The sequence below is a fragment of the Noviherbaspirillum cavernae genome (assembly GCF_003590875.1).
Taxonomy (GTDB): Bacteria; Pseudomonadota; Gammaproteobacteria; order Burkholderiales; family Burkholderiaceae_D; genus Noviherbaspirillum; species Noviherbaspirillum cavernae.
This window is the reverse complement of the sequence record NZ_QYUN01000003.1, coordinates 465,072-492,017: the sequence shown is the minus strand read 5'-3', so window position 1 is coordinate 492,017 and position 26,946 is coordinate 465,072. Positions and strand designations below refer to the sequence as shown.

24 protein-coding genes, 1 pseudogene and 1 other annotated feature are annotated in these 26,946 nt (G+C 58.3%); of the genes and pseudogenes, 15 read left to right on the top strand and 10 right to left on the bottom strand.

What is annotated here, in order from left to right; translation table 11 throughout:
- Positions 1–402 precede the first annotated feature (402 nt).
- On the top strand, positions 403–1,140 hold the full coding sequence (locus D3870_RS20730; RefSeq protein ID WP_119742946.1) for a TrmB family transcriptional regulator: 738 nt from the start codon (positions 403–405) through the stop codon (positions 1,138–1,140).
- Positions 1,141–1,170: 30 nt separating this feature from the next.
- Here D3870_RS20730 and D3870_RS22945 read toward each other — a convergent pair.
- Positions 1,171–1,567: pseudogene (locus tag D3870_RS22945) on the bottom strand (IS3 family transposase); the annotation flags it as partial.
- Positions 1,249–1,363 (bottom strand) — a sequence feature (AL1L pseudoknot). Its footprint overlaps the pseudogene before it by 115 nt.
- Before the next feature lie 598 nt (positions 1,568–2,165).
- Here D3870_RS22945 and D3870_RS20725 point away from each other — a divergent pair.
- From D3870_RS20725 to D3870_RS20665, 13 genes are all read left to right on the top strand, one after another.
- Positions 2,166–3,683 (top strand): amidase, encoded by a 1,518-nt coding sequence (locus D3870_RS20725; RefSeq protein WP_119742945.1) that lies wholly within the window; start codon positions 2,166–2,168, stop codon positions 3,681–3,683.
- 85 nt (positions 3,684–3,768) lie between these two features.
- A complete protein-coding gene (locus D3870_RS20720; RefSeq protein ID WP_119742944.1) occupies positions 3,769–5,001 on the top strand; it encodes an urea ABC transporter substrate-binding protein in 1,233 nt (410 codons plus the stop codon).
- Positions 5,002–5,029: 28 nt separating this feature from the next.
- The gene (locus tag D3870_RS20715) at positions 5,030–5,896 is read left to right on the top strand and encodes an ABC transporter permease subunit (RefSeq protein ID WP_119742943.1); all 867 of its coding nucleotides are present in this window, start codon (positions 5,030–5,032) and stop codon (positions 5,894–5,896) included.
- A gap of 1 nt (position 5,897) precedes the next feature.
- Positions 5,898–6,950, top strand: coding sequence for a branched-chain amino acid ABC transporter permease (locus D3870_RS20710; protein WP_119742942.1), 1,053 nt, complete (start codon positions 5,898–5,900; stop codon positions 6,948–6,950).
- Positions 6,947–7,675 (top strand): ATP-binding cassette domain-containing protein, encoded by a 729-nt coding sequence (locus D3870_RS20705; protein WP_119742941.1) that lies wholly within the window; start codon positions 6,947–6,949, stop codon positions 7,673–7,675. Before D3870_RS20710 ends, D3870_RS20705 begins: the two co-directional genes overlap by 4 nt.
- A gap of 3 nt (positions 7,676–7,678) precedes the next feature.
- Positions 7,679–8,371 carry an ABC transporter ATP-binding protein gene (locus D3870_RS20700; RefSeq protein WP_119742940.1) on the top strand — a complete coding sequence of 231 codons (693 nt, stop codon included), beginning with the start codon at positions 7,679–7,681 and terminating at the stop codon, positions 8,369–8,371.
- 154 nt (positions 8,372–8,525) lie between these two features.
- Positions 8,526–9,458 carry a carbon-nitrogen hydrolase family protein gene (locus D3870_RS20695; protein ID WP_119742939.1) on the top strand — a complete coding sequence of 311 codons (933 nt, stop codon included), beginning with the start codon at positions 8,526–8,528 and terminating at the stop codon, positions 9,456–9,458.
- 1 nt (position 9,459) lies between these two features.
- The gene (locus D3870_RS20690) at positions 9,460–10,086 is read left to right on the top strand and encodes a pyridoxamine 5'-phosphate oxidase family protein (protein WP_119742938.1); all 627 of its coding nucleotides are present in this window, start codon (positions 9,460–9,462) and stop codon (positions 10,084–10,086) included.
- A gap of 117 nt (positions 10,087–10,203) precedes the next feature.
- On the top strand, positions 10,204–10,524 hold the full coding sequence (locus D3870_RS20685) for a hypothetical protein (protein ID WP_119742937.1): 321 nt from the start codon (positions 10,204–10,206) through the stop codon (positions 10,522–10,524).
- 329 nt (positions 10,525–10,853) lie between these two features.
- Positions 10,854–12,173 (top strand): CHRD domain-containing protein, encoded by a 1,320-nt coding sequence (locus tag D3870_RS20680; RefSeq protein WP_119742936.1) that lies wholly within the window; start codon positions 10,854–10,856, stop codon positions 12,171–12,173.
- A gap of 165 nt (positions 12,174–12,338) precedes the next feature.
- Positions 12,339–14,762 carry a penicillin-binding protein 1A gene (locus tag D3870_RS20675; protein WP_119743197.1) on the top strand — a complete coding sequence of 808 codons (2,424 nt, stop codon included), beginning with the start codon at positions 12,339–12,341 and terminating at the stop codon, positions 14,760–14,762.
- Between the two features lie 121 nt (positions 14,763–14,883).
- On the top strand, positions 14,884–15,789 hold the full coding sequence (locus D3870_RS20670) for a hypothetical protein (RefSeq protein ID WP_242490125.1): 906 nt from the start codon (positions 14,884–14,886) through the stop codon (positions 15,787–15,789).
- A gap of 138 nt (positions 15,790–15,927) precedes the next feature.
- On the top strand, positions 15,928–16,863 hold the full coding sequence (locus D3870_RS20665; protein ID WP_119742935.1) for a GGDEF domain-containing protein: 936 nt from the start codon (positions 15,928–15,930) through the stop codon (positions 16,861–16,863).
- Between the two features lie 66 nt (positions 16,864–16,929).
- On the opposite strand, the gene D3870_RS20660 is transcribed toward D3870_RS20665, so the two are convergent.
- The 8 genes from D3870_RS20660 to D3870_RS22205 form a co-directional block, all read right to left on the bottom strand.
- A complete protein-coding gene (locus D3870_RS20660) occupies positions 16,930–17,319 on the bottom strand; it encodes a VOC family protein (RefSeq protein ID WP_119742934.1) in 390 nt (129 codons plus the stop codon).
- The gene (locus tag D3870_RS20655; RefSeq protein WP_119742933.1) at positions 17,303–17,905 is read right to left on the bottom strand and encodes a putative glycolipid-binding domain-containing protein; all 603 of its coding nucleotides are present in this window, start codon (positions 17,903–17,905) and stop codon (positions 17,303–17,305) included. The genes D3870_RS20660 and D3870_RS20655 overlap by 17 nt, the downstream gene beginning before the upstream one ends.
- A gap of 334 nt (positions 17,906–18,239) precedes the next feature.
- Positions 18,240–18,593 (bottom strand): DUF1428 domain-containing protein, encoded by a 354-nt coding sequence (locus tag D3870_RS20650; RefSeq protein WP_119742932.1) that lies wholly within the window; start codon positions 18,591–18,593, stop codon positions 18,240–18,242.
- Between the two features lie 342 nt (positions 18,594–18,935).
- Positions 18,936–19,346, bottom strand: coding sequence for a DUF1801 domain-containing protein (locus D3870_RS20640; protein ID WP_119742931.1), 411 nt, complete (start codon positions 19,344–19,346; stop codon positions 18,936–18,938).
- A gap of 133 nt (positions 19,347–19,479) precedes the next feature.
- Positions 19,480–19,857 carry a VOC family protein gene (locus D3870_RS23280; RefSeq protein ID WP_119742930.1) on the bottom strand — a complete coding sequence of 126 codons (378 nt, stop codon included), beginning with the start codon at positions 19,855–19,857 and terminating at the stop codon, positions 19,480–19,482.
- 500 nt (positions 19,858–20,357) lie between these two features.
- A complete protein-coding gene (locus D3870_RS22210) occupies positions 20,358–21,257 on the bottom strand; it encodes a DUF3885 domain-containing protein (protein WP_147375899.1) in 900 nt (299 codons plus the stop codon).
- Between the two features lie 582 nt (positions 21,258–21,839).
- Positions 21,840–23,612, bottom strand: coding sequence for a metal-dependent hydrolase family protein (locus D3870_RS20620; RefSeq protein WP_242490124.1), 1,773 nt, complete (start codon positions 23,610–23,612; stop codon positions 21,840–21,842).
- A 195-nt stretch (positions 23,613–23,807) separates the two neighbouring features.
- Positions 23,808–24,065, bottom strand: a complete 258-nt coding sequence (locus D3870_RS22205) for a hypothetical protein (protein ID WP_147375897.1) — start codon at positions 24,063–24,065, stop codon at positions 23,808–23,810.
- Positions 24,066–24,445: 380 nt separating this feature from the next.
- Between D3870_RS22205 and D3870_RS20615 the strand changes: the two genes are divergently transcribed.
- Positions 24,446–25,975: a phospholipase D family protein gene (locus D3870_RS20615; RefSeq protein ID WP_277986381.1), complete on the top strand. Its 1,530-nt coding sequence runs from the start codon at positions 24,446–24,448 to the stop codon at positions 25,973–25,975.
- Between the two features lie 376 nt (positions 25,976–26,351).
- Here the strand turns inward: D3870_RS20615 and D3870_RS20610 are convergent, their stop codons facing one another.
- Positions 26,352–26,822, bottom strand: a complete 471-nt coding sequence (locus tag D3870_RS20610; protein ID WP_242490123.1) for a cupin domain-containing protein — start codon at positions 26,820–26,822, stop codon at positions 26,352–26,354.
- Between the last annotated feature and the right edge of the window lie 124 nt (positions 26,823–26,946).

Here is a 26,946-nt window from a genome sequence, read left to right as displayed (position 1 = left end):
TCGACAAATTGAAGCGTCTACTGCAGAAGGTGAGCATTTGCGGCGGCTGGCAGGAATGCTCGAAATTTTCTGGAAAAGTCATTTCCTTAGGGAGGAAATACGGCAATCTGAATTCGAATCAGCTCAAGAAATTCGAAGAACCGAGGTGCTGGAATATTTTCCTGGCGAGGATGAAAAAGGCTGATTTTTTATTGAAGAAGGTCATGCTCCACAAAGTCGGCTCGGGAAACAGAGAGACCCTCCAATGGGTGATGCAGTGTTGATCCACATGTTGTGCTCCCGCATCGTGCCGTATCTTGACTATTCTCTTTCCATAATTAAGGCATTGCGCTCTCGAGCTCGGTGGTTTAAATTCGTCTGGTGATTTACTTTTATGTCGAATGTTGTCGACAAGAGGCTGTAATGAACGAAAAACTTGCCGCAGTAGGATTGGACGAAAAGGAGCAGCGGTTCTATCTTGCCGCTCTTGAATTGGGAGGGGCTCCGGTCACACTCGTCGCAACGCGCGCCGGCGTGACGCGAACCAATGGATATGATCTGCTGACACGGCTTGAGCGTCGCGGATTGCTGACGCAGGTTCACGGAGATGACGGAGTACGCCAGGTCGTTCCCGCAGACCCCAACGTATTGATCCGGGAATGGGAACAAACTCGAATCATGCTTGACGAGCTTGTCCCTGAACTGCGTTCGATGTTCAATAGCACCCCACGCAAACCGCGCATCAGATTTTACGAGGGGGAAAAAGGGATACAACACGCTTTGTGGACGACACTGGAATGCCAGTCCAAACATCTGTACGGCATCCTGTCCATGCACGAACTGCTGGAAGTTCCGGGTGCCGCCTGGATGGATGGATATATCGCCGAACGAATCAAGCGTGGCATACATCTGGACGTCGTCAGATCGTACTCACGCGAAACGGAACCGATCTGGGACACAGACCGAAGCGCACTGCGCGAGCTCAGGTTCGCCCCATCCGAATTGGATCTGGGAATGACGGTGTACATCTGCGACGATACCGTCGTCTACATTTCATCGAAGAATGAGAATTACGCACTCACAATCGAGAGTCGCGAACTGGCATCGCTGCAAAAAAGCTTGTTTCAATCGTTGTGGCGCCTGTCCAAAAAACACAAATAGCAGGAGCGTCGACATCCGGCGCGCCTGCGGCAATGCTTCGTCACGCCGCTCGTGTGCGTTTCTCGAAGCCGGGTTGCAATGCCGGGCCGCGTGATGCCGGCATCCAGATGGTGCGACCTGCAACACTTCGCAGATCGGCTCGACCCAAGGTGTCCCTGTACTTGTCGATGAATGCCCTCGTGGCTTGAAGCGGCGGTCGAGCTCTGCCTGGCTGAAAAATGCGCCGGCCAAGCGAAGGATCTCTTTGGCACGGCGCAGCTCCCTGACCGCCCGTTCGAGCGCCTTGAGCCGTTCCTGCTCGGCTGCACTTGCTCCCGGACGCGGACCCGCGCCACGCTCGCGCATCCTTCGCCGCAGTGTCTCTGCTGTGCCCGATCTTGCAGGCGATGGGCTCGATTGCCGCCCATTGCGTGCTGTACTGCTCTGCGTGCCGTCACGAGCCGCGAATATTGAAGTTCGAACATCGAAATAATCGCTTCCTCAACTTCAGGCGAACCAGACGATCAATGCCGGGGATCAGAATTACACGCGGTCACCAAAGAAACACAAACCAAACTTCGGCTGGCATCAAATATGTTGTCGGACATTGTCGACAAAAAATAATCAGGAGGAAGAAAAACCGATCATCCGAGGGCGAATTCAAGTCTTGCGAAAAAAGAAGCGGTGGCGTTGAAGAGTGCTTCCTGCGTTTTCGGGGAACACGCAAAAGCACAAGAAAAGTCAATAATATCGGACAGATAAAAATTAATAAAAACCTTAAAAATCATGGGTATATGATTTTATGTTTCATATTTGTCGATACTTATTGACAATAATAAAAAGGAAAACTAGTATGCAGTCATGGGAATGGGGGCTGACGGTGAGTAGGCGTCGCTTCGGGTCTGCTGTCCAGGAATCAGGTCTCCGACATGTGTGATAAACATGTCGATATATTTCGACTAAATGATATTGGTTGCTTCAGCAGTTTGGTAAGCCCGGTCTTCAGATAAGCGGGCCGCCGTCATATTTTTAGAGCGAGGATAGTCATGTCGGTACCACGGCCACACAAGAATGAAATACTGGAAATTGCAGCGGAGTTCAGCCTGCGCCTGTCGGATGACACGGTCAATACCTATCTGACTCAGTTTGAGTCGTTGATCGGCGCATATCAGGTAGTAGATGAAATGCAGATGATCTCGCCTGCGCTCAAATATCCGAGAAGCAGTGGCTATCACCCGCAGCCGGAAGAAAACAAATATAACGCCTGGTACGTGAAGACCGAAATCCATGGCGCGCCGCACGGAAAACTGAAAGGAATGAGAGCTGCGATCAAGGACAACATCGCAGTTGCTCACGTTCCGATGATGAACGGATCCTCAGTGCTGGAAGGGTATGTGCCAGAAATGGATGCCACTGTTGTCACCCGACTGCTGGATGCGGGCGCCGTTATCGCCGGCAAAGCGCACTGTGAATACTATTGCCTGTCGGGCGGGTCGCATACTGCCGCCAAGGGCGCGGTGGAAAATCCGAGGAAAGCTGGCTATTCCGCTGGTGGATCCTCCTCCGGGTCGGCGGCGCTGGTGGCATGTGGAGAAGTCGATTTCGCGATCGGCGCCGATCAAGGAGGTTCCATACGTACGCCAGCTTCATTCTGCGGACTGGTGGGAATGAAGCCGACTTGGGGGCTGGTCCCATACACCGGCATCATGCCGATCGAGTTGACCGTTGATCATGTCGGTCCGATATCGAGAAATGTCGCTGACAACGCATTGGTGTTGGAAGCGATTGCCGGTCCCGACGGCCTCGACCCGCGCCAGGGTTTGGCGGGCGGCCCCCAGGCCTACACCGGTGGACTGGATTTGGGGCTCAAGGGTTTGCGCGTCGCCGTCATCAGCGAAGGCTTTGGCTGGGAGAATTCCGAAATTGACGTCGACGAAAAAGTGCGCAATGCGTCGGGAATGCTGCGCCGACTGGGGGCGACTGTCGATGAGGTTTCGATTCCAATGCACAGGCATGGACAGTCCATCTGGACGCCCATCGTCAACGAGGGCGCCACGCAACAGATGATGAAGGGGAACGGATTCGGCTTCAACTGGAAGGGGCTTTACATGCCCTCGCTGATGGAAGCGCATGCTCAATGGCGCCACCGTGCGGACGAACTATCCGAAACCCTGAAATTCACGATGGTTGCAGGCGAGTTCATGACACGAGTTGGCAAAGGTACGTTTTACGCAAAAGCACAGAATCTTGCGCGTCAATTGCGCGGGGCCTATGACACGGTTCTGGCTGACTACGATGTTCTGCTCATGCCTACTTTGCCCATGAAAGCTACCCCATTACCTCCTGTAGATGCGCCGCTGGAGCTTGTATTCCAGCGCGCATGGGAAATGATGGCAAACACCTCGCCGTTCGACGTCACCGGCCACCCCGCGTTGCAGGTTCCTTGCGGCATGAGCGACGGACTCCCGATAGGAATGATGTTGATCGGCCGTTGCTTCGATGAGGCGAAGCTGTATCAGGTTGCCAGCGCCTATGAGAAAGAAGTCGACTGGCAGATGTTCTAGCAGATAACCCATACCTTTGTTTCAACCTTGTTTCAGCTTGCATGCATCGATCTTTATTACCCATCAATCCAATTGGAGATCCAACATGACGATCACCCGCAGAAAGGTTTTGAAATCCCTCGCAGGAGCAGCTGCGGTTGCAGCTGCAGCACCACTGTCGAGTTTCGCAAAAGGATCCGACGATATCGTGATAGGCAGCTTGCATGATTTGTCGGGAGGCCTGGATATTCTGGGCAAGCCAATGCAGGACGCCATGCAGCTGGCCGTGCAGGAAATCAATGATGCCGGAGGCTTGCTGGGAAAGAAGGTCAGCATCGTGACCATGGATCCGCAGTCCAACATGCAGCTTTACGCGCAATATGCACAGCAGATGGCGCTGAAGGACAAGGTGACGGCACTGTTCGGGGGTATTACTTCTGCATCGCGCGAAGTAATCCGTCCGGTAATGAAGCGCTTCAATGCCCTTTATTTTTACAATACACAGTACGAAGGCGGCGTCTGCGATCGCAATACATTCTGCACTGGCCAGACCCCGGCGCAGAATGTCGACAAGCTGGTTCCCTATGTGACCAAGCGCTGGGGGAAGAAAATCTACATTCTGGCGGCCGACTACAACTACGGTCATATCACCACCGACTGGATCAAGAAATATGCGGGTCAGGTAGATGCCACCGTGATCGGAGCAGATTTTTTTCCTCTCGATGTCAATCAGTTCGGCCCGACGATTCAGAAGATTCAAGCCGCCAAGCCGGATATGGTGATTTCGGTCCTGGTGGGCGGAGCGCATATGGCGTTCTATCGCCAATGGGCGGCGGCCGGCATGAACAAGAAAATCCCGATGGCGTCGACCACCTTCAATAATGGGAACGAGCATATCGTTCTTTCAAAAGACGAGTCGGACGGCATCGTCACCGCATTCAGTTATTTCGAATCCATCAATAGTCCCATCAACAAGGGCTTCGTCGATCGCTGGCATAAAAAGTATGGCGCCGATTATCCGTATATTGGCGAATTGGCTGCAGCCACATATCAGGGCGTGCACCTGTGGGCGATGGGCGTAAAGAAAGCAGGATCGCTGGACCGCATGAAGATGATCCAGGCGCTGGAAACCGGCATTTCCTTTGACGGACCAAGCGGCAAGGTGACCATCGATCCTGTGACCCATCACTGCGTGCTGGATATTCAGATTGCGGAATGCAAGGACAAGAAGTGGAAGATCCTTGAAAGTTACAAGCAGCAAAAGCCGGTCGACACTGCAGCCGTCTGCAATTTGAGCAAGACTCCCAACGAGAACAAGCAGTTCGTAATCAAGATCTGATCGGCCGTTATTTCCAAGGGAGGGTCTTGTGGACTACTTTGCAGTGGTTTGTCTTGAGGTGCTGAATGCTGTCGCCACGCTCGTGTTGGTAAGTATCGGCCTGGCGATTGTATTCGGCATGATGAAGGTGATTAATCTGGCTCATGGCGAATTCATCATGATTGGAGGCTATGCTGCAATCACCGCTTCCAAGCTGGGCGTCAACATATGGATCGCCATACTGCTCGTTTCGCCCATCGCGGTCGGTTTGTTCGGCTTCGTGGTGGAGCGCTGCATCGTGAGATATCTGTATGGTCGCATGATGGATACGATGCTTGCGACGTGGGGACTGTCGCTGCTGTTGATTGGCCTGATTACCTCCATCTACGGCAACACAACGATTGGCCTCTCCTCTCCCTTGGGATCGATGACGATTGGCGCGTATCAGGTCAGCCTGTATACGGTGTTCATTATTGCCGTTGCGATTGCTGTTCTGGGAGGGCTGTATCTGCTGCTTACCAGAACCGATTTCGGTCTGGTTGCCAGAGGAGTGATGCAGAATGCCTCGATGTCCGCCGCGCTGGGAATCAATCCGGCGCGGATCTACTCGGTGACATTCTCTCTCGGCGCAGCACTCGCCGGACTGGCCGGTGGAGTATTGGCGCCCATCACGGGTGTGGTTCCCACAATCGGTGTGGCCTACGTTGCGAAATCCTTCATTACAGTAATCGGAGGAGGCGCATCCATTCTTACGGGCACACTGGCCGCATCCAGCGCGTTCGGCACTGTCAATCAACTCACCACTTTCCTGTCGACTCCGGTTATCGGAGAAGTGGGCTTGCTTTTGGTCGCGATTGTTCTGGTCAGAATGCTCCCGCAGGGAATCACAGGTCGCTTTTTCCGTGGACGTGTCTAGAATGAAAAACTATCTCCCCATCGGGGCCTGCCTTGCAGCCGGTCTAGCCGCAATACTGATCCTTCCGCTTTTCCTAGAGACATTCACTCTGATGGAATTGACGGTTTACGTCATCATGTCCATCCTTGCCCTGTCCCTCGGCTTCATCTGGGGATACGGTGGAATTCTCTGCTTTGGACAAGCTGCTTTCTTTGGTCTGGGTTCCTACGCATATGCCATCGCGGCCATCAATTTCGGTGAATCGACCGGTGCATTTGCGGTAGCCATTGTCGTTCCTGCGTTATTCGCTCTGGCGCTCGGCTATTTCATTTTCTTCGGACGCATCAGCGATGTGTATCTCGGCGTGATTACACTGACCGTGACGCTGATTCTGTTCAACCTGACCAATTCCACCTCCGGCGATCAGTATCGCATCGGCACCGCGGCCATTGGCGGATTCAACGGCATTCCCTCGATTCCTACGTTGAATGTCCCCGGCAGTCCCGACCATATCATCAGTCCGGATGCATTTTTCGTCGTTTGCGTCGGCTTTCTAATGGCTGCGTATATCGGCCTGCGTCTTTTGCTCGGCAGTCACTTCGGGCGGGTTCTCGTCGCGCTGCGCGAGAACGAACAACGTGTCGATCTGCTGGGATACGATTCGCGCAAATACAAGCTTGCTGCCTTTGTTATCGGTGGCGGTGTGGCAGGCCTCTCGGGCTGTCTGTTCGCAAACTGGGGGGCTTTCACCAGCCCGACGGTGTTCAGCCTGACGCAATCTGCCTTGGTCATCATCTGGGTTCTGGTGGGTGGTGTCGGCACGCTGCTGGGGCCGATCATCGGTTGCTTCTTTGTGCAATGGCTGACCTCGTACATCGGCGGCCTCGACATCGTCAATCCCAATCTCTTGCTGGGTGCTGTGCTGATCGGCTTTGTGCTGCTGCTTCCGAAAGGACTTGTCTCTGTCCTGGCCAAGTGGGGCACGATACTCACTTCGCATTTTGGCAGCAAGTCCGCAAATCATGGTCGCAAGCACTCTTCCCCTCAACCGGCAAGCGGAGGAGTCGCGCAATGAATTCGCTTCTCGTGGAAACCCAAGGTTTGGGCGTCAGTTTCGGCGGAGTGCACGCCGTCAACAGCGTCGATTTCCGGCTGGAACGTGGCGAGCTGCGTTGTCTGATCGGGCCGAATGGCGCAGGGAAAAGCAGTTTCTTCCGCCTGCTTTGCGGTCAGTACAAGCCAACCCGCGGTTCGGTAAAAATCAAGGGGAAATCGATCGATGGCCTGCAGTCGTACCAGATCGCCCGATTGGGACTGGGCATCAAGACGCAGGTTCCTAGCGTGTTTGACGGATTGTCCGTAGAAGAAAACATATGGTTGTCGGCAAGGCGCGTCAATTCATCGCGCGAGGCGGCGACGGCGGTCAAGGAAGTCATGGATACGGTGCGCCTGTCCCCAATAGCGGGCAATCAGGTGGGGGCTCTGTCCCACGGCCAGAGGCAATGGGTGGAGCTGGGAATTGTCATGGCGACCCGCCCGGATTTGATCCTGCTCGATGAGCCCGCGGCTGGAATGAGCGATGAAGAAGTAAAAAGAACCGCCGAACTGATCAAGGCAGCCAACCAGAAGTGCGCTCTCATCGTCGTCGAGCATGACATGGAATTCATACGCATGATTGCGAAAACCGTCACTGTTTTCAACCGGGGAACAGTGCTGGTTGAGGATACCGTCGACATCGTGCTTAATGATGAACGGGTCAAGGACGTCTATCTCGGCAAAGATCTCGAGATGAAAGGGTAAACCATGCTCGACATCAAAGATATTCACTCCGGGTACGGCGATATCCGCATTTTGCGAGGCATCAATCTCAGCTTGTCCCAGGGTGAATTCGTCGGTCTCTGGGGGCACAATGGCATGGGAAAATCCACGTTGATGCGCACCATTCTCGGTTACCTCACCGCCACGGCGGGCTCAATCAGTTTCGAAGGGCAGGATATCACTGGTATGGCGACCTTCCGCCGGGCGCAGCTCGGTATCGGGCTGGTTCCGCAGGGCCGTGCGATCTTTCCGCATTTGTCGGTGCTCGACAATCTGCGCATGGGAGCTGTCTCCTTCAGCCAGGATCGGGATGAGACAGTTTCTTCTGTGCTCAAGCACTTTCCTCGCTTGAATGCCTATCTCGACCGACCGGGCGGGCTTCTTTCCGGCGGTGAGCAGCAATTGCTGGCGCTGGCCAGATGCCTGTGCGGAAAACCCAAACTGATGCTGCTGGACGAACCGACCGAGGGGATTCAGCCTTCCATCATTTCGGAGATGGTCGATACGCTTCACCGCATACGTGAATCGACAGGATTGACCCTGTTATTGGTGGAACAGAACCAGGCCTTCATCGGCAGCTTGGCCGATCGGGTCCTGACGATGCAGAAAGGGGTACTCGTCAATGAAAGCAGTACACGCGATTTTCTGAACAACACTCATGCATTTGCGTCCGCTTGATTCTTCGCCACGAACGATCAAGCTGTTTTCTTGCCAACGAGGCCGGGAGCTGGAATTGGAAATCGAGCGTTTGCCGTGAATAGGGCCATGCCGGAATTGTTCAGCAAGGATGATGTTCACAGAATCTATCTTGGAACCTAATCGGAGAAAATCAATGAAAAGATTGACTGCATGCGTAGTCCAGGCCGCTTCCGTCGGTGGCGATACAGCGGCTACCGTCGCCAAGACCGTGGAGCTGATCAAGGAATGCGCGCAGAAGGGCGGGCAGCTTGCTGTATTTCCTGAAGCTTTCATCGGCGGCTATCCGAAAGGCGCAAGTTTCGATATTCGTATCGGCATGAGAACGCCCGAAGGCCGCGATGAGTTCGCTGCATATTGGGATTGTGCGATCGACGTACCAGGGCCGGAGACTGCAGCCATCGGCGAGGCGGCGCGCGAAGCGAAGATGTTCGTGACCATCGGCATCATCGAGCGTGCCGGTGGCACGCTTTACTGTACGGTTCTCTTTTTCGGGCCTGAGGGAACGCTGCTCGGCAAGCACCGCAAGTTGATGCCGACCGCTGCCGAGCGGTTGTGCTGGGGCTTCGGCGATGGCTCCACTTTGACCACGGTCGATACGCCCTGGGGAAACATGGGCGCGGTGATCTGCTGGGAAAACTACATGCCGCTGCTGCGCATGGCGATGTTCGACAAGGGCATCTCGCTGTATTGCGCGCCGACGGCCGACGATCGCGACAGCTGGGCATCGTCGATGCAGCACGTTGCGCTGGAGGGCCGCTGCTTCGTGTTGTCGGCATGCCAGTACCTGACGGGAGCCGATTTCCCTTCGACGATGAAGAACCGGATTTCCGACGAGAAGAATCATGTGCTGATGCGCGGCGGCAGCGTCATCGTCAGTCCGCTCGGCAAGATTCTTGCGGGACCGGATTTCTCCGGCGAGACGATCCTGACCGCGACTCTCGATATCGATGATGTGGTGAGAGGCAAATTCGATTTCGACGTCGCAGGACACTATGCACGTCCGGATATCTTCAAGCTGACGGTGGAAGAGCGTCCGCAATTGGCTGTATCCCACATTGGAGCCTGACATGGAAGAGCGTCCATTCTTTCACGAGGGCATGCGCGAGTTTCAGGACATGTTCGACGGACGTCGCGTGGCCGAGGCGATCGAAACGCATCGCAAGCACTACGCGTTCTGGGACGATGAAATCGACATCATCGAGACTGCACCGTTCTTTTTCATCGCCAGCACCTACGGCGAATATGTCGATTGCAACATCAAGTCGGGCGACCCAGGATTCATCAGGGTGACCGGTCCCGGCACGCTCGAGTATCCGGAGTACGACGGCAACTCGATGTTCCGCACGCTGGGAAATATTGCGCGCAATCCCAATGTCGGCCTGCTCTTCGTCAAGTTCGACGGCAAGAGCCGCCGCATCCGGGTCAACGGCAAGGCTTCCGTGATCCTCGATCCCGCAGTGGTCGGCAAGTATGTGGGTGCGAAGGCGGTTGTTCGCATCGAATGCGAGATTTATCCGAACTGCCCGCGCTACCTGCCGAATCTGGCCGACTCCCTGCCCTCGCCTCATGTACCGCGAGAAGGGCAGGGCACGCCCCCGCCGCCGGAATGGAAGCATCGGGATTACATCCGCGATGTGCTGCCGGCTGATGATCCGCATATTCCGGTCGTGAAGCATCCATTCAAGCCGGAATAGGAAGAGAACGACAGACCAGTCGGAAATCAAGGCAGCAATCGCCTGAGCGGGCACCTTCCCCATCAAGGGGAAGGTTGGGATGGACAGGCCCTGATAACCTCGCACCCGATCCACGCCATGCAAGACCTCCTGCCCGAGGCGCATGCGCCGGATGTTGTCCGCAATCTGCCGCGCGGCGGATGCCGGCAGGGCGACGGATGCCAGGTGCCTGGCGTCGAGCAGCCCGCGTGTCTGCGGCGTCAACGGCAGCATCACCACGAGAATCTCGCATCCCTGCAGGAACTCCGGCAATTGATTGGCCCCGTGCATGCATTGCACGCCGTCCAGTTGCCGTTGCGTCCGACTCCGCATCGCCCGATGCGCCTCGGTGTGGCAACGCTGAAGACGTTCAAGCCGTCGCGCGCGCGTGCGTCTCGCGCTGTGCATCATCGCGCTTGATCAATTGCAGGTCTGCGATGCATTCCTGAACAGCCTGCTGGCAAATTTGCGAGGCTGATATTTCCCTGCGTATGCCGTGTTCTGAACTGCATTCCCGATTGCCGCTCTAAATTGCATCGGCGTTTCGGTTCTTGTTGCGATGAAACGTCCGCTACGCCGTCCGGCAGTTTCCGCACGCGCTTGAAGATACCTGCAAGTTGCCTGTGGTACACGGGAATAATTCCTGACGCGAAAGGCGGCCCGGCAACATCGAGGCGCTTGTCGCGGAAGCTGCCGGAATCCTCGCCGCATCCACGCGGCGCAGCAGGCTTCGCGCAGGAGACAGCATCATGGGATCAGGTCGCACGGCATCGGTCTTGCGGGCATGTTTGACGACAGCAGCGGCATTGCTGCTGGCTGCGTGCGGCAGCGGCGACAGCGTTACTTTCCTCGCCGGCAACGGCGTTGGTACCGTGACCGCGTCCGGTAGCACGCTGTCCAGCGGCAGCTTCATCGCCAGCCTGGGCGGCGCGGAGGTTGTGCCTTCCACGACAAGCAGCGCGGAAGGAATCGGCGTGGTGGTGGTCGATGCGGGAACGCGGCTGATGCACGCCAGTGTGACGACGAGCGGCATCGCCGGCACGGCAGTCACCCTCCGCTCCGGTGCGCGCGGCACGAACGGAATGGTCGTCTTTCCGCTGGTCGAGACCGCCCCCGGCAGCGGTCTGTGGGTCACGGAAGCGGTACTCAGCGATGATCAGCTCAATGCGCTGACCGCCGGCAACAACTACTTCATTGTGCACAGCGCCGCCTTTCCCGACGGCGAAATTCGCGGCCAGATTCTGGCGCAGTTTCCGGGCGACGCCGGCACCGGCGTGGTCGTGACCGGCAACACGACGGCCGCCACGTTCATCGAAATCCTGAGCGGCGCGGAGACCGTGCCGGCGAACAGCAGTTCCGTCAGCGCGATCGGCGTTGCCATCGTCGATACGCGCGTCAGCACCCTGACGGCGACCGTGACCCTGAGCGGCACGACCGCAAGCACGGTGCAAATCCACGAAGGCGCGCCAGGCAGCAACGGGCCGGCTGTTTTTTCATTGACGCGCGTCTCGACCGGCAGCGGTATCTGGATCACGAAGACATCGCTGACCGATGCACAGCTCGCTTCGGTGCTGGCGGGGAACTACTATTTCGAAGTCCGTACCGTCGCCTTCCCGAATGGCGAAGTGCGGGCGCAGATCGGATCGGGCGGCGCAGTGACGACCGGCGGCACCGGCATCGGCACCGGCACAAGCACGACCGGCACCGGCATTTCCGTCATCGGCACCACCGGCACCGGAATGCCGGTCTCGATTGGCACGACGCCCGCAACCGTCGGCGGCATTCCCGTCACGATCAACACCACGCCGAGCGGCACGACCGGCTCAACGCCGGCCGGCATCGGCTCGACTGTCGGCACCACGCCGTCGCTGATCGGCACGTCGCCAACCGGCATCACGAATACCACGCCGGTCACCATCGGCACACCGCCCAGCGGCATCACCGGCACGCCAACGACGATCGGCACCACGAACATCGGGGCGACCGGCTCGACCATCGGCGGCGCTACCATCATCATCGGCACCACGGGCAGCGGTGCAGCGTCCGGATCGGCAACGACCGGGTTCTAGTTCTATCTAGTTTCAGTATTGTCAATGTTGTCATTGCTGCTTTCGCCATGACGGCACTGTTCTTCGGGCAAGGAAATTTGTCCGATGGCAAGCATCGCAACAATTGCTTGCAACTGCCTTTCCCAATGCCTGCTAGAGTTGCAGCGCACGCAAGATCAGAGGGGGATGCCGTTGCTGCAATTATTTTCATATCTGAAAGCCTGGTCCAGAAAGCCGTTGAAGCAGCGCCTGTTGCTGGCGGCCGTCGCGGCAGGTGCCGCCTTCGCGTGCGCGGGCGTGCTGCTGTGCGCGTACACCTTCCTGATCCTCGCGCCCAACCTTCCGGCGCTCGACACATTGACGGATTACAGGCCCAAGCTGCCGCTGCGTATTTTTACTGCCGACAATGTGCTGATCGGCGAATTCGGTGAAGAGCGCCGCGACTTCGTGCCGGTCGCGGACATTCCCGCCGTGATGAAGAATGCAGTGATCGCGATCGAGGACGACGGCTTCTACACGCATGGCGGCGTCGATTTCATGGGTGTGGCACGCGCCGGATTGGCGAACCTGCGCAACAGCCGCTCGCAGGGCGCGTCCACCATCACGATGCAGGTGGCGCGCAATTTCCTGCTGACCCGGAACAAGACCTACACGCGCAAGCTGCAGGAGATCCTGCTCGCCTGGAAGATCGAAGGCGCGCTGTCCAAGGACCAGATCCTCGAGCTGTACATGAACCAGATTTATCTGGGCGAACGCGCCTACGGCTTCGGCACCGCGGCGCGCGTGTATTTCGGCAAGCCGCTCAAGGACGTGACGATTGCCGAGGCTGCGATGCTGGCGGGTCTGCCGAAGGCGCCCGCCACCAACAACCCGGTAGTCAACCCCAAGCGCGCGCGCGAGCGCCAGCAATACATCCTGAAGCGCATGCGCGAGCTCGACTACATCACGGCTGCGCAGTACGACAAGGCGGCGCATGACACCGTCAAGGTGCAACGCGAGGGCACGCGCGTGCGCACGCATGCGGAGCACGCCGCCGAAATGGTGCGGCAATACATGGTCGAACAGTACAAGGAGCAGACCTACACCAGCGGCTTCACGGTCTACACCACGCTCAACAAGGCCGATCAGGATGCCGCCTACGCGGCGGTGCGGCGCGGCGTGATGGATTATGAGCGCCGCCACGGCTATCGCGGCCCGGAGGCCGTCATCGATCTGCCGCGCGATGCGGAAGAGCGCGAACAGGCCATCGACGATGTGCTGCTCAAGCACCCCGACAGCGGCGAGCTGCAATCGGCCATCGTCATCTCCGCCTCGCCGAAGCTGGTGCGCGCCGAGCGGCTGTCAGGCGAGGTGATCGACATCACGGGCGACGGCCTGCGCTTCGCCGCGTCCGCGCTGTCCGCCAGGTCGCAGTCGAAGAACGCGATCCGGCCAGGCGCGGTGATCCGCGTGATGCAGGACGCCAAGCGCAGATGGTCGATCACGCAGTTGCCGGAAGTGGCCGCCGCCTTCATCGCCCTCAATGCGCAGGATGGCTCGATCCGCGCCATGGTGGGCGGCTTCGACTTCGCGTTGAACCAGTTCGATCACGTCACGCAGGCATGGCGCCAGCCGGGCTCCACCATCAAGCCCTTCATCTACTCGTCGGCGCTGGAGAAGGGATTCTCGCCATCGACGATGATCAACGATGCGCCGCTTGCGGACGCGATACCGGACGGTAGCGGCAAGACATGGGCACCCGGCAACGACGACGGCAACTACGACGGCCCCGTGAGCATGCGCGCCGGATTGAAGAAATCGAAGAACCTCGTCTCCATCCGCATCCTGCGCACCGTCACGCCCGACTATGCGCAGGAATACATCACGCGCTTCGGCTTCGACGCCAGCAAGCATCCCGCCAATCTCACGATGACGCTCGGCACCGGCTCCGTCACGCCGTATCAGATGGCCGGCGCCTACGCGGTATTCGCCAATGGCGGCTATCGCATCGCGCCGTATCTGATCAGGAAAGTGGTCGATGCGCGCGGCAACGTGCTGTCGGAAACCGCACCGGTCAGCGCCGGCGACGAAGCCATCCGCGTGCTCGATGCGCGCAACGCCTACATCATGGACAGCATGATGCGCGACGTGGTGCGTTCCGGCACCGGCTACATGGCAAGCCAGCGCCTGGGCCGCGCCGACCTCGCCGGCAAGACCGGCACCACCAACGATGCGATGGACGGCTGGTTCGCCGGCTATGGCGGCGGCGTGGTCGCGGTCGCATGGATGGGCTACGACAAGCCGCGCTCGCTGGGCACACGCGAATTCGGCGGCACGCTCGCCTTGCCGATCTGGACCGACTACATGCGCGACGCGCTGCGCGGCAAGCCGGAGACGCAGAGACCGGTCCCGGCCGGCATCGCGCAGATCGACGGCGACTGGATGTATCAGGAGTATGCGGACAGCGCACAGGCGAACGCGGTGCGCACGGTCGACGTCAACGAAGGCATCGATATCAAGAGCTTCTGGGATAAACTGTTCGGCAATCCCGCCCCGGCCCCCACCCCAGCCGCACCGGCCGCGCCGGTCGAGCAGGAGAAGAAACGCTTCGACGATCTTTATCGCGGCTGATGAACGGGCGGATTCCGCGATGTGCGGGGACCGTGCACGAATCGCAGTCAAGCGTCCGCTGATGCCATGAGTGCATCCCGACGCACCCGCGCGGATCGAGCCGGAAGCCGGAACGTCGGACGTGACGAGACTGATTGCAAGCAGTTATCTCATGGAGCATGCCTTGGCGACCGACGTATTTACTCCCATCGTTTTCATTGAAGACGGCGAGCCAGCGCCGTTGCGCGACCCTGCCGCATTCCCGTTCCTCTATAACGAACACGGCAAAGGCGTGCAACTGGCGCAGCAGCGTGGAACGCTGATCCAGATTGCCCCCGACAATCCCGATCTCGATGTCGGCACCAGGTATGTCGATATCCAGGATTCACCCAGCACGATCACGCCCGATGCAGGTGATCCCTACGAGATCACCTTATTCGATTTCGGGGTTGAGGAAGTGCATTACGCGCCCTTGCCGGCAACCCGGGAAAACGCGCAAGCCTTCGGCATGACCCTGCTCCGGAACGGCGAATGCGTGCGCTTTCCATTCCAGAATCTGGTCATGACCGATTACACCTATGGAAAATGGGCGGGATATCAATCACCGTATCTCGGTCCGGGGCGAAGCCGCGAGCTGCTCACGATCAATCCGACCGATCTTGAGTACCACAATTTTCCGCATGTGTTCTTCTCGCGAGACGCTTTGCCCCTGGTCGTCAGCGTCGCCCGCTGGCGTCCCTACGTGAGGCAAATCGCGCTTGCCGATCTGTGGATTGCACCCGGCGACGCCATCCTGCTGCCACCGAAGGTCAAGCCGGCGCCGCCGCCACGTTGCGCTCCCCATGACGAAGCACGACGCATCATCCTTGACCTGCACGGCAATCGGAATTCGGCACTGGCCTGCAGGTTTCAGGAGGGGAGGCCGGCGCTATCGACCACGACCATCCTCGCCAATGCCGCCACGATGACAGCGAGGGCCACCATGCCCCACTACCATGAAGAGAAAAGCGCAACCAGGCATGTCCGGTTGCAGGTCGGGGATCGGTAATACGGACGCTGTATTTCTTCATCCGGTGCGTGATAGAGTTGTCAGAATAATTATTGAAAACGACAACTCCCCGGGCGTGACGAGCAAGTCAATGCCGCCACCAGGGTGACCTGTCTTTAACAGATTGGGGACAACGCGATGACCGACATTGCATCCACGCTGGAAACCGACAGCGCCGTCTATAAAACCCTGCTGGAATCCACCAAGGCCATCCCGTGGAAGATCGACTGGGACAGCATGAAGTTCGCCTACATCGGGCCGCAGATAGAGAGCCTGCTCGGCTGGCCGCAATCGAGCTGGGTCAGCGTGGAAGACTGGGCAGCGAGAATCCATCCCGACGAAAGGGATGCCATCGTCAGCTACTGCGTTGCGCAATCGCAGGCAGGCATCGATCATGAGGCAGACTATCGCGCCCTCACCCGGAATGGCGACTATGTATGGATGCGCGACGTCGTGCATGTGGTGCGCAAGGACGATGGTTCGGTCGATTCCCTGATCGGCTTCATGTTCGACATCAATGAACGGAAAAAGACCGAAGCGAAACTGATCGACCTGCAGAAAGAACTCGAAGCCTTGTCCTTCAAGGATGGCTTGACCAATGTTGCCAATCGACGCATGTTCGATTCGGTCATGGAGATGGAATGGGCCAATGCGCGGCGCAACAATCAAGCGCTCTCCATCATCATGCTCGACATCGATTATTTCAAGCAGTACAACGATCACTATGGCCATGTTCAGGGCGACTGCTGCCTGAAGCAAGTGGCAAAGGTCTTGAGTTCGGCGGCAACCCGATCGCGCGATTTCTTTGCACGTTTTGGCGGAGAGGAGTTCATGATCATCCTCCCCGAGACGGATGAAAAATCCGCTCTCGCCATTGCGCAACGCTGCCGCAATCTGATTTTCAAGGAACAGATAGCGCACGAAAAATCCGAGGTCAGCCAGATTCTGACCATCAGCCTCGGCGTCGGCACCATTGTTCCGTCACATCAGGATGAACTGATGAAGTTCATTGAATTGGTGGACCGGCGGCTCTATCAGGCAAAGCAGAAGGGCCGCAATTGCATCGCCAGTTGATCGGCATCGAAAACCGGCAGGCATCTTGAAAGCGCACATCCACCGGCAGGAAACGCGGGCTCGAACTCACTCCGCCTGACGCGCATAGCTGACCGTCAACATCTCCCATTGATGACCATCCGGCTCGTTCCAGTAGACGATGCTGCCGCCGTGCTCCGTGTTGATCCGGAAATCGACCGGCTCGTGCACGTTGCTGCGGTACGGTATGCCAGCCGCCTTGATCCGCTCAAGAATGGCGTTGAAGTCATCCTCGCCCACCCGAAAACAGTAGTGAATCAAGGGAACGGGATCGCTCCATTCATCGAAGTCGATCGTCAATCCATCGTTCACATAGACAGGGGCGAATGGCCCGACACCCGTTGCCGACCACGGAACCCCAAGCAGTTCAGCCAGCAGCTTCGCCGAGGCCGTCTTGTTGCGGGATGGCACCATAAGATGATCAAGATGAACAGTCATCGTGCTCTCCTGTTGCTGGAAGGGTGGGCGACTCGAGCTGAAAGAGGCCGGGGTATTCGATGATCGCACCCAGCGGCGACACGCGCAATGTCCCGCGATAGCCAACGGTCGGCGCCTCGTAGAGGTACTCGGCGCGCGATAGCCGCTTGTAGTGCTGCGGAAGCATGGTGACCTTCATTTGGGGAAAGGCGAGATATGCGGCTGGCGCTTCGGCCCGCTCGCCGACCTCAAGCGCAAGCCGACGCAGTGCCAGCAGGTTCGTGGCTGGCGTGAAGCCGAGATCAACGTCCTGGCACCCTGCAAGGCCGGGACGGCTCTTCCCGTTGACCTCCCAACGCGCGTCGCCGCTTGACGCGATGCGCACATTGACCGCCTTCTGGCCCACAAAGCCCGCAACCGAGGCACTCCTCGTGCGAAACGCCTGATCTGCCACCACCTCATACTGCAACTGGCAAACCCGCCCGGATTCCATGAAGACCGCCGCGCCGGACAGACGGTATCCGTCCGCCAGCGTGAAGAGGCAGCAGGCATCGTGGCCCGGAAAATCCAGCTTGCGCCAGAAGAAGACAGCAACAGGCTCGTTCATTCGTCCGTCCGATCAGGTTGCAATCTGCCTGCCAACTTCAACTCGGTGCAGGCGCGTCCGCGAACTGCCGCTCGATGTGCAGCCATTCATCCTCAATCCGATAGCGCAACGCCGAAGGAGGCCCTTACTTCAGTCGGACGGCCTTCCCCCATGAATGAGTCGGGTCATGCGAGTGATGGGGAAACAGCCAAGCGACGATGCTTGCGCTTCAGCTTGCCGGAGGCACCGTGTTGGCTGACGTCTGAATCAAGCCGCGCCGTACTGCGGCATCGGCTTGAACAAATGGATAGGGAGCGGCCTGGCAGAACGAAGCATCATTTGAAAGCGTGGGCGCTCACAGATCCACGATCATTTCGAAACCGCCATAGATCATGCGCTTGCCGTCAAACGGCATCGGATTCATGCTTTGCTGCAATCGTGGATCGGCCATGGATGCCTCCATGCCTTGGTCACGCACTTTGCGCGAGGGCCAGATGATCCAGGAAAAACAAACGGTTTCATCCGGCTTGCATTGAACGGCCATGGGAAAGGAAGTGATTTTTCCCTCAGGCACATCGTCGCCCCAGCACTCGACCAACTTGAGTGCCCCATGCTCCTTGAAGACGACAGCAGCAGCCTCTGCATGCTGCTTGTAGATTTCCTTGTTTGCCGTTGGCACGGCAATGACAAACCCATCAACGTATGACATATCAATGCTCCTCTATCTTGATGGCGTGTTGAGTATGTTGCATAAAATCGAACTTGGTTCACTGCCGGATGGCCGGCGGGCGCTTCTTGCCGCGACCGCTTGAAACAATTGTCAGGCGTTACCATCGGCGCGCGCGTCCGGATTGTGGCCAGCCACAAGATTGAGCGCGATGCCGTGCTCCAGAAATGCCTTGCGGCCGGCCCCAGTTCAACGAATACCGCACCTGGGTTCAATGCTGCAAACGCGCGGTGGATTTGATGATGGCGTTCTACGTTGGTCTTGCTCAGCCTCCTCTATTCGGTGCGTGGTGAGACTGGGTTGGCAGCGGCTCGATTGGAGGAGTCAATCCGCACTTTGGGACGTTGGGCGTTCGACACCGGCATACCCTGCCGGGCGATTGAAGTTTGATGCTTCGCGAACCAGACGAACAACCGTCGCCTGCTCGAGCGGCGTATCCTCCCTCAGCTCCAGCGTTGCCATCTCATACTTGCCGCCTGGTTTCAGGCGAGGTTCGATGTGGCGCAGGCGCTGGCCTTTCCAGAACCCAAACAGCACACGGCTCGGCTCTGCGCGGATGAGAAGTACCGGCCCATTCATGAAGTACACGAGATGTCCCCACTTTAGTGCTTCCTGAAGATCCGGCGCCGAGATGATGACCGCATGACGCAGTGCTTCCACATAGCTGCGCTGCCAACCGTCGAGGCAAGCCATGTATTCATTCGGGGACTTGGCTGGCGTCAGAATCATCTTCATGGGAACTCTCTGAAGGGTAAAGCTGCGTCGTTGGGTTGTCAGCACGGCCTGGACGCGCCTTGGATTTGTGCGGCCTGACACCTGAGTTAAGCCGCGCCGCGAAGCGGCGACGGCTTGAATAAATTGTCAGGCATCATTCCCATGTGTTGGCTCCCTGATCGAAGCCGCCACGGTAGGGGCTGCCAACGCAGAACCGATGCCCGCTTGGCGCTTGCATGACTACCCATCCATTATTGCGGGACACGACTGTTGCTCCGAGGTGTTCCAGGCGCGCGACCTCTGAGTCTATTGAGTCTGTCTCAATATCCAGATGGGCCCGCGCCTCATGACTGACTCTCTGAATGATGACCTGCACGTCGTTCGGTGGCGTTACGAGCTGAATAAATTTGCCAGCTGCATCTAAATCCTCGGGCAGCGGGTATCCCAGTGCGGCACTCCAGAAGTGAGCCTCTGATAGCAAATCGTCCGTTTGGCAATCGATGACGATGTTTCCCAACCTGCTTCTATGCATTGGTGCCTCTTCTGATGCCTAACGCTGAGTTAGCCCTCACCCACAACACGGAACCGGCCAAGACACTGAGCACAAATGCCCAGCTGCCTGGACTGACTCCAAGATCACGGAGGGCAGAAAGAGGACTAAGCAGAACGCTGCCGATGATGAGGCTAGCTAGGAAGACCAGCCAACCAAGAACTGGGCGAGACGCAAGAAGACCGATGGCGAGACCTACGGCTACGCCAAGGGCGCAAGACGGCATGAGGATAGAGACCCAAGCAAAAAAAGCAGATGGCGCCGCCGGTGAGCCCGCCGCAACGAAGAAGCCGTGGATCAATTGACTTATTGCCCACGTCCACCAAAGCGGCGCGAGTAAGCCGATTGCGGCGATTGCTGTCAGACGTATACGCGATGGCTGCATAAGGGCTAACGTCCGCGCTGACCGGAACACAACACGCGCCGCGAAGCGGCAGCCAATGGTTGGGTGTCCGTATCGAGCAATTTGTTAGCCATCCGGCTCATAGACCGCTCTCAGTTGTCGAGAGCCAGTTCGAAAATGTCCGACGTGCCTCACTGACGGCATCTGAAGCTGAAAAGAACAAGTCTGCACCACCGTCGTATGGCGCATATGCGTTGCGCTTATCGGTATTCGCAAACAGATAGGGTCCCGCAATTCCGTCGGCACACATCAAAATGAGTTTATCAAAGGCACCTGTGCGCCAACGCTGACGGGTTGCAAAGAACTGCATTGGACCGTCCTGCCCCCTCTCATACGATTGCACGTACTCGGGTGCGAGACTATCTAACATCAAGAATTCAGGGGCGTATCTTGAGCCTTCAACATAGTAGTCTGGCCAGTGTCGGCTTTCGCCGTATTGGGTGATGAAGAGGATGCACTCAGCATCTTCACCCAATGCGTAGCAAGCGGCTGCGTTTTGGCGACGCAAGATTTCGCTACGCTCAATTTCTGTCTCCGGGTACCTTTTTGACTCAGGAAGGCTGTGTATCCGCATCCATCGATCTGGCAGTGTCGTTCGGCACAGGTACCCAGCGGGCAGTGCCGTGCCAAAGGAAGAGTGCCAAATCTCGGAGATAGTTGGTGCTGACATGAGGTGGTTAACTTGATTTATCCAGCATGATGTTGTCTCCATAATCTGGCGTGTGCCGTATAAGGCAGCACTCGACATCCCTTTGAAAACGGTTTGCAGACTTGCTTCCCGAGCAGGGTACTGTGTTTTTTCGCAGTATTGATGGAAATGCAAAAACCGGCAAGCCGATTCTACAGCCGTCTCGGCTGCAGGCTCAACTCCGCGACTGCGTCCGTCACCAGCAATGGACTCGTCACCCAAAGCGCAGTGCGGCGCAATAGGGTTGGCTGCAAAGCCCGGCATCCTCCCAAAACGAGGACGCCCATTCATCCATTTCCTCCTTCCTGAAAAATTCCCGAACCGCATTCAGGTGTCCTCTCGCAATGTCTCGATGAATTGACGAATACGGCCAATGCGCTGCCTCGATCCAGGACCAGCGCAGCGGAAAATCGGCATCGCCGTTCGGCAAGCGCTCATTGGCATGCAGACCATCCGGCAATATCCGCTGTTCGTTGAACGGCGGCTTTGAACAGACGTCGCCAGATAATGAATTCGCGGCGAGGCAAGGGGAGATGCGTCGCAAGGCTGGCGCGGCACGCCGGCTTTCCGCGAGGGCGTGTTTGCGGAACTTCTGCACGCAATGACGGCAATGTGTTTCCGGCATTTGGCTTTCCACAATCCGTATCGCCAGCGAGTCTGGTAGAACGTCAATACATTGTCTTCGGCACGATTTTCGTTACGCGGAATACGGTCGTGGACATGTGAGGCGCTTTCATTTCGACATTCCGGTGCAAGCATGCAGGGACATGATGTTGCCCTTGCGAGAAGAGATGCCTACCCATTTGCCCACTCTCGCCAGCAGCGCCGGTCAATCCGGTTTGCTTCCGGATGGGAACGCACAGCGATGCGGCCTCATTTGCCCAGCGAATTCTTGTAGATCCTGCCGTCCTTCATGATGACGAGCAGGTTTTTTTCCGGATCTTCAATCAGCTTGATGTTGGCGATCGGATCGCCGTCGACGAGCAGGAGGTCGGCGAGCGCGCCTTCCTCCACCACGCCGAGCTTGCCCGGGTACGGATTGCGCTTCCCGGACAGTGCCAGTAGTTGGGCGTTTGTCCCGGTCGCCATGACGAGCGTTTCGGCGGGGGTGTACCAACGGACCAGCTTGGCCAGCAGTTCCCCATGACGCTGCGCCAGCTTCTGGGAGAACAGGATGTCGGTGCCGAACGCCGTCTTGATCTTGTACTTCTTCGCCAGCGCGAAGGTTCTGTCCGTACCGGCGAACACCTCCATCGCCTTGGCTCGCTCTAGCGAGCCGGGCGGAAACGCGTCGGCCAGTTCGTCGGGAAACGGCTGAGTGCTCAACCAGATGCCCTTCTCGGCAATCAGTTTGGCGGTTGCTTCGTCCATCAGGTGGGCGTGTTCGATGCACTTCACGCCGGCGGCGATTGCCCGCCGGATCGAAACGGGCGTGTACGCGTGCACGGTGACATACGTGCCCCAGTTCTCGGCGGCTTCAACGGCGGCGCGCAGCTCGGCCTCGGTAAAGGTGGACGCGTCGAGCGGGCTGTGCGGCGACGCCACGCCTCCACCGGCCGTCAGCTTGATTTGCGAGGCGCCCAGCATGAGCTGCTCGCGCACGCGCACGCGGACTTCATCCGGACTGTCCGCGATCATGGCGGCTCCGAGCAGCTCCTGGCGCGTCAGCGGCGCGCCGACGGTGCGCGGCACTTCGAACGGCTGGCGGAAGTCGCCGTGACCGCTGGTGACGGTGATGATGGCGCCGGACGGGAAGATGCGCGGGCCGGCGACGGTGCCCTCGTCGATGGCGCGTTTGAGCCCGAAGGCCGGCCCGCCCATGTCGCGAACGGTGGTGAATCCGCGCATCAGCGTGGCAGTCGCCTCAGCGCCTGCCGCGAGATTGAGGTGGCCGATGTCCCCTGTGAGCAGCGCTGCGGGCGTCGGCCGCACCAGCATCGTGTGCCAGTGCGCGTCGATCAGCCCGGGCATCAGCGTGCGTCCGCTGCCGTCGATGAGCACAGTGCCAGCGCTTCGATCGGACGGGATCGGAGCCGTGGAGACGCGCTCGATCTTGTTGCCGCGCACCAGGACGTTTTGCGGCCCCGAAAGAGTGCCGCTCTTGCCGTCGAAAACCCGGACGTTCTGAAACAGCGTGACCGCGCCGCCTGAAGAAACGGAAGGGGTCTCCCTCTGCGGTTCTTGCGCCTGGCCGGCGTGGCAAAGACCGGCCAGGAGCGCCGCCAATACCAACTGCCGATATTTCCCGCGTTTCAGATTCTGGCTCATATGTTCCAATCCATATTCGCACCTTGCGCCCGACGCCCAATTTGATTTATCCAGCATGAGGTTGTCTCCAGAATCTGGTGTGGCCGTATAGCGCAGCACTCGACATCCCTTTGAAAACGGTTTGCAGGTTTGCTTCCCGAGCAGGGTGCTGTGTTTTTGCGCCGCATTAATGGAAACGCAAAAACCGGCAAGCCGAGTCTGCAGTCGCCACGGTTGCAGGCTCCACTCCGCGACAGCGTCCGTCACCAGCAATGGATTCGTCACCCAAACCGCATGCAGTTGTCCTCTCGCAATGTCTCGATGAATTGACGAATACGGCCAATGCGCTGCCTCGATCCAGGAGCAGCGCAGCGGAAAATCAGTATCGCCGTTCGGCAAGCGTTACTCAGCAGTCGGGAATTTGGACGACGTCTGCATTGCTTCAACTCCTTCCCCTTCAAGGGGAAGGCGGGGATGGGGATGGGTTTTACGCTGCGGATTTAACCCATCCCCCCTTGCAGGGCGCACAGAGGCCTGCAAGCCTCTGTTGTTCCGCAGGCGAGGAGCATGCTCCTCGAAATCCCTGCTCCACCCCTAACCCTCCCCTTGAAGGGGAGGGAACGCGATCGCAATGCTGTCACCTAAATTGCTGACTTCTCTGTAATTGGCATGCAGATGATCCGGCAATATCAGCTGTTCGTTGAACGGCGGCTTTGAACAGACGTTGCCAGATGATGAATTCGGTGCGCGGCAAGAGGAGATGCGCCGCAAGGCTGGCGCGGCACGCCGGCTTTCCGCGAGGGCGTGTTTGCAGAACTCCTGCACGCAATGATGGCAATGTGTTTCCGGCATTTGGCTTTCCACAATCCGTATCGCCAGCGAGTCTGGTAGAACTTCAATACATTGTCTGCGGCACGATTTGCGTTACACGCAAACCGGTCGTGGACATGTGAGGGGCTTTCATTTCGACATTCCGGTGCAAGCATGCAGGGACATGATGTTGATGTTGCCCTTGCGAGAAGAGATGTCTGCCCATTTGCCCACTCTCGCCAGCAGCGCCGGTCAATCCGGTTTGCTTCCGGATGGGAACAACAGCGCGAGCCAGCACGATGAGTTCTCCGCATTCCTGCAGGTCGAGATTTTTTCCGGGCGTCAATGGACATGTTTTCCGTGTTCCATGGACAGCTGCGCTTTGGTATCGACAAGCATGCCGGCGTTTTCGTGCAGCGGCGTTGCTGCTCATCCTGTTCCTGTCCGCAGGCCTGCTGACCGGATGCAATCCTTTGCCCTCACTCGAAGGACGCAGTGTGTCGACTGTCGTCACGGACACGAACGATACGCCGCTTGGCGTGGCGATTTCTCCGTTGACCGCCGCGCATCCGGGCAAGGCCGGCATCTATCCGCTGGTCGATGCGCACAATGCCTTTGGCGCGCGCGTGCTGCTGGCGCAAGCCGCCGTGCGCACACTGGATATCCAGTACTACATCTGGCGCGGCGACATGACGGGGACCTTGCTGTTCGACGCGTTGCGCAAGGCGGCGGATCGCGGGGTGCGCGTGCGCTTGATGCTCGACGATCTGGGTTCGTTGGGGCTCGATGCGACACTCGCTGCGCTGGATGCGCACCCGAATATCGAAGTGCGCCTGTTCAATCCCTTCGCCAACCGGAGGTTTCCGTGGGGCGGCTTTCTCACGGATTTTTCGCGGCTGAACCGGCGCATGCATCATAAATCCTTCACCGCCGATAGCCAGGCGACCATCATCGGCGGCCGCAATGTCGGCGACGAATATTTCGCCGCGACCGACGATTTCCTGTTCGCCGATCTCGATGTGATCGCGGTCGGCCCGGTGGTCAAGGACGTGTCGCATGAGTTCGACCGCTATTGGGCCAGCGAATCGGCCTATCCGATCGATCGATTGCTGGGACCCGCCGGCGAAACGCCGCTGCAGGATGTCGGTGCGGCTGCATCGTTCGTGGAGAAAAATCCGGCAGCCACGGAGTATCTCGACGCGATCAAGGAATCGGCATTCATGCTGGCGTTGCTGAGGGGAACGCTGCCCCTGGAGTGGGCAAAGACGCAGATGGTCAGCGACGATCCGCTCAAGGGTCTGGGGAAGGCGCCGCCCGAAGCGATGCTGCCAGTCAAGCTCAGGCGGATCATCGGCGATCCGGAAAAGGAGGTCGATCTGGTGTCGCCGTATTTCGTGCCGACCGCTGTCGGGGTGGACGCGTTTGCGGCGATGAGCAGGCGCGGGGTGACGGTCCGCATCCTGACCAATGCGCTGGAGGCCACCGACGTCGCGGTCGTGCACTCCGGTTATGCCAGGCGACGCAAGCCTCTGCTGCAGGAAGGCGTGATCCTGTATGAATTCAAGCGCATCGCGGACATGCCGGTTCACCCGAAAGGCCCGCGCCTGATCAGCAGCGCGTCCGGATCGAGCCTGCACGCAAAGACGTTTTCGGTCGACCGCTCCAGGGTATTCGTCGGCTCCCTCAATTTCGATCCCCGCTCCGCCAACCTCAATACGGAGATGGGCTTCGTGATCGAGAGTCCGATACTGGCCGCGCGCATCGACGATGCGTTCAAGATGCTGGTGCCGCTCAACGCGTATGAAGTGCGGCTGGACGACAACGGAAGCCTCTATTGGCTCGAAAGAGTGGACGGCAAGGAGGTGCGGCACGATACCGAACCGGGCACGACGTTCTGGAAGCGCACCGCCGTCTGGCTGCTGTCGCTTTTGCCTATTGAATGGATGTTGTGAAGGGGATGGGTCAAGAATGCGGCCGGGTTGCGCATGCTGCGTTTTCGAACTGCGCTATCTCATTGGAGCGCATTGCACGGTTGGCTTTGCATCCCGGAGAACCCCGTTTGCGCCAGGGCAGCTGAGTGCGGGAGCGATACTTGCGAAATTCTCCGTGTGCTTTTATCAACCGTTTGGGAAATGGTTCGTGACGCTGCACGCTCCGTGCGATCGCGCGATTTGAAAAAGAGTTTCCCACGGCATCAACGTTTGACGTGAGCGGCGCACCACGGAGCCGCCGACCTTGATGAAACGCGCGCCGTCGTTGTGGGTCAGCTTGATGGAGGGGGCAGACGTCAATCCGGGCCCGGCGACGTTGATTTCAGAGCCCCTCAATTCAGCTTTCGTTGTGTGCGACATCCATGCGCCGCCGGGTACGGGCTCCAACATCGTATAGGTTGAAGCTGGTCATCGTCCGACCGTAAAGGTGCAGACTGACAGCGCGGGACCGCTCAGCCGGAACTCCGGTGACGTGAATGTGATCGGGGTTCGGTACGAAGCTCGTCACCGCGCCGTGTCGCAGCAGGACGGTGCCGCCGCGCACGAGATCGATCTCTTCATTGGCCCCGCGATCCGGCGACAGCCTCACATAGCTGCGTTCCTCCAAAACACCTTCGACCACGCCGACGACGCCCCAGCTTCCGTGATCGTGTACAGGCGTCCATTGGCCCGGAAGCCAGACGATGGAGTAAAGAGAGAGGCTTTCGTCCGGCGCATTGAAGATGAGGTTCCGCGTGTAGCCCGCATCGCTACTCCGATAGTGTTGTGGCTCCAGAAAAGTACCAGCCTGCTCGATCAGATCGAGCATGAGCGGCGCAAGTGCAAGCACACAGTCGGCCGGGTCAGGTGTCTGGCGGCTCCGAGCGGTGGCTTGGGCGATGAAGGCTTCGAGTGCTGAGGAGGTCATAGGTGGATTGTGCGCGTGATTTGTG

Excerpts from the sequence above, each read along its gene's own strand:
- D3870_RS20730 (WP_119742946.1), top strand. The coding sequence starts at position 403 with ATGAACGAAAAACTTGCCGCAGTAGGATTGGACGAAAAGGAGCAGCGG.
- D3870_RS20725 (WP_119742945.1), top strand. The coding sequence starts at position 2,166 with ATGTCGGTACCACGGCCACACAAGAATGAAATACTGGAAATTGCAGCG.
- D3870_RS20720 (WP_119742944.1), top strand. The coding sequence starts at position 3,769 with ATGACGATCACCCGCAGAAAGGTTTTGAAATCCCTCGCAGGAGCAGCT.
- D3870_RS20710 (WP_119742942.1), top strand. The coding sequence starts at position 5,898 with ATGAAAAACTATCTCCCCATCGGGGCCTGCCTTGCAGCCGGTCTAGCC.
- D3870_RS20705 (WP_119742941.1), top strand. The coding sequence starts at position 6,947 with ATGAATTCGCTTCTCGTGGAAACCCAAGGTTTGGGCGTCAGTTTCGGC.
- D3870_RS20700 (WP_119742940.1), top strand. The coding sequence starts at position 7,679 with ATGCTCGACATCAAAGATATTCACTCCGGGTACGGCGATATCCGCATT.
- D3870_RS20695 (WP_119742939.1), top strand. The coding sequence starts at position 8,526 with ATGAAAAGATTGACTGCATGCGTAGTCCAGGCCGCTTCCGTCGGTGGC.
- D3870_RS20690 (WP_119742938.1), top strand. The coding sequence starts at position 9,460 with ATGGAAGAGCGTCCATTCTTTCACGAGGGCATGCGCGAGTTTCAGGAC.
- D3870_RS20685 (WP_119742937.1), top strand. The coding sequence starts at position 10,204 with ATGCAAGACCTCCTGCCCGAGGCGCATGCGCCGGATGTTGTCCGCAAT.
- D3870_RS20680 (WP_119742936.1), top strand. The coding sequence starts at position 10,854 with ATGGGATCAGGTCGCACGGCATCGGTCTTGCGGGCATGTTTGACGACA.
- D3870_RS20675 (WP_119743197.1), top strand. The coding sequence starts at position 12,339 with ATGCCGTTGCTGCAATTATTTTCATATCTGAAAGCCTGGTCCAGAAAG.
- D3870_RS20665 (WP_119742935.1), top strand. The coding sequence starts at position 15,928 with ATGACCGACATTGCATCCACGCTGGAAACCGACAGCGCCGTCTATAAA.
- D3870_RS20660 (WP_119742934.1), bottom strand. The coding sequence starts at position 17,319 with ATGACTGTTCATCTTGATCATCTTATGGTGCCATCCCGCAACAAGACG.
- D3870_RS20655 (WP_119742933.1), bottom strand. The coding sequence starts at position 17,905 with ATGAACGAGCCTGTTGCTGTCTTCTTCTGGCGCAAGCTGGATTTTCCG.
- D3870_RS20650 (WP_119742932.1), bottom strand. The coding sequence starts at position 18,593 with ATGTCATACGTTGATGGGTTTGTCATTGCCGTGCCAACGGCAAACAAG.
- D3870_RS20640 (WP_119742931.1), bottom strand. The coding sequence starts at position 19,346 with ATGAAGATGATTCTGACGCCAGCCAAGTCCCCGAATGAATACATGGCT.
- D3870_RS23280 (WP_119742930.1), bottom strand. The coding sequence starts at position 19,857 with ATGCATAGAAGCAGGTTGGGAAACATCGTCATCGATTGCCAAACGGAC.
- D3870_RS22210 (WP_147375899.1), bottom strand. The coding sequence starts at position 21,257 with ATGAATGGGCGTCCTCGTTTTGGGAGGATGCCGGGCTTTGCAGCCAAC.
- D3870_RS22205 (WP_147375897.1), bottom strand. The coding sequence starts at position 24,065 with ATGCCGGAAACACATTGCCATCATTGCGTGCAGGAGTTCTGCAAACAC.
- D3870_RS20610 (WP_242490123.1), bottom strand. The coding sequence starts at position 26,822 with ATGCTCGATCTGATCGAGCAGGCTGGTACTTTTCTGGAGCCACAACAC.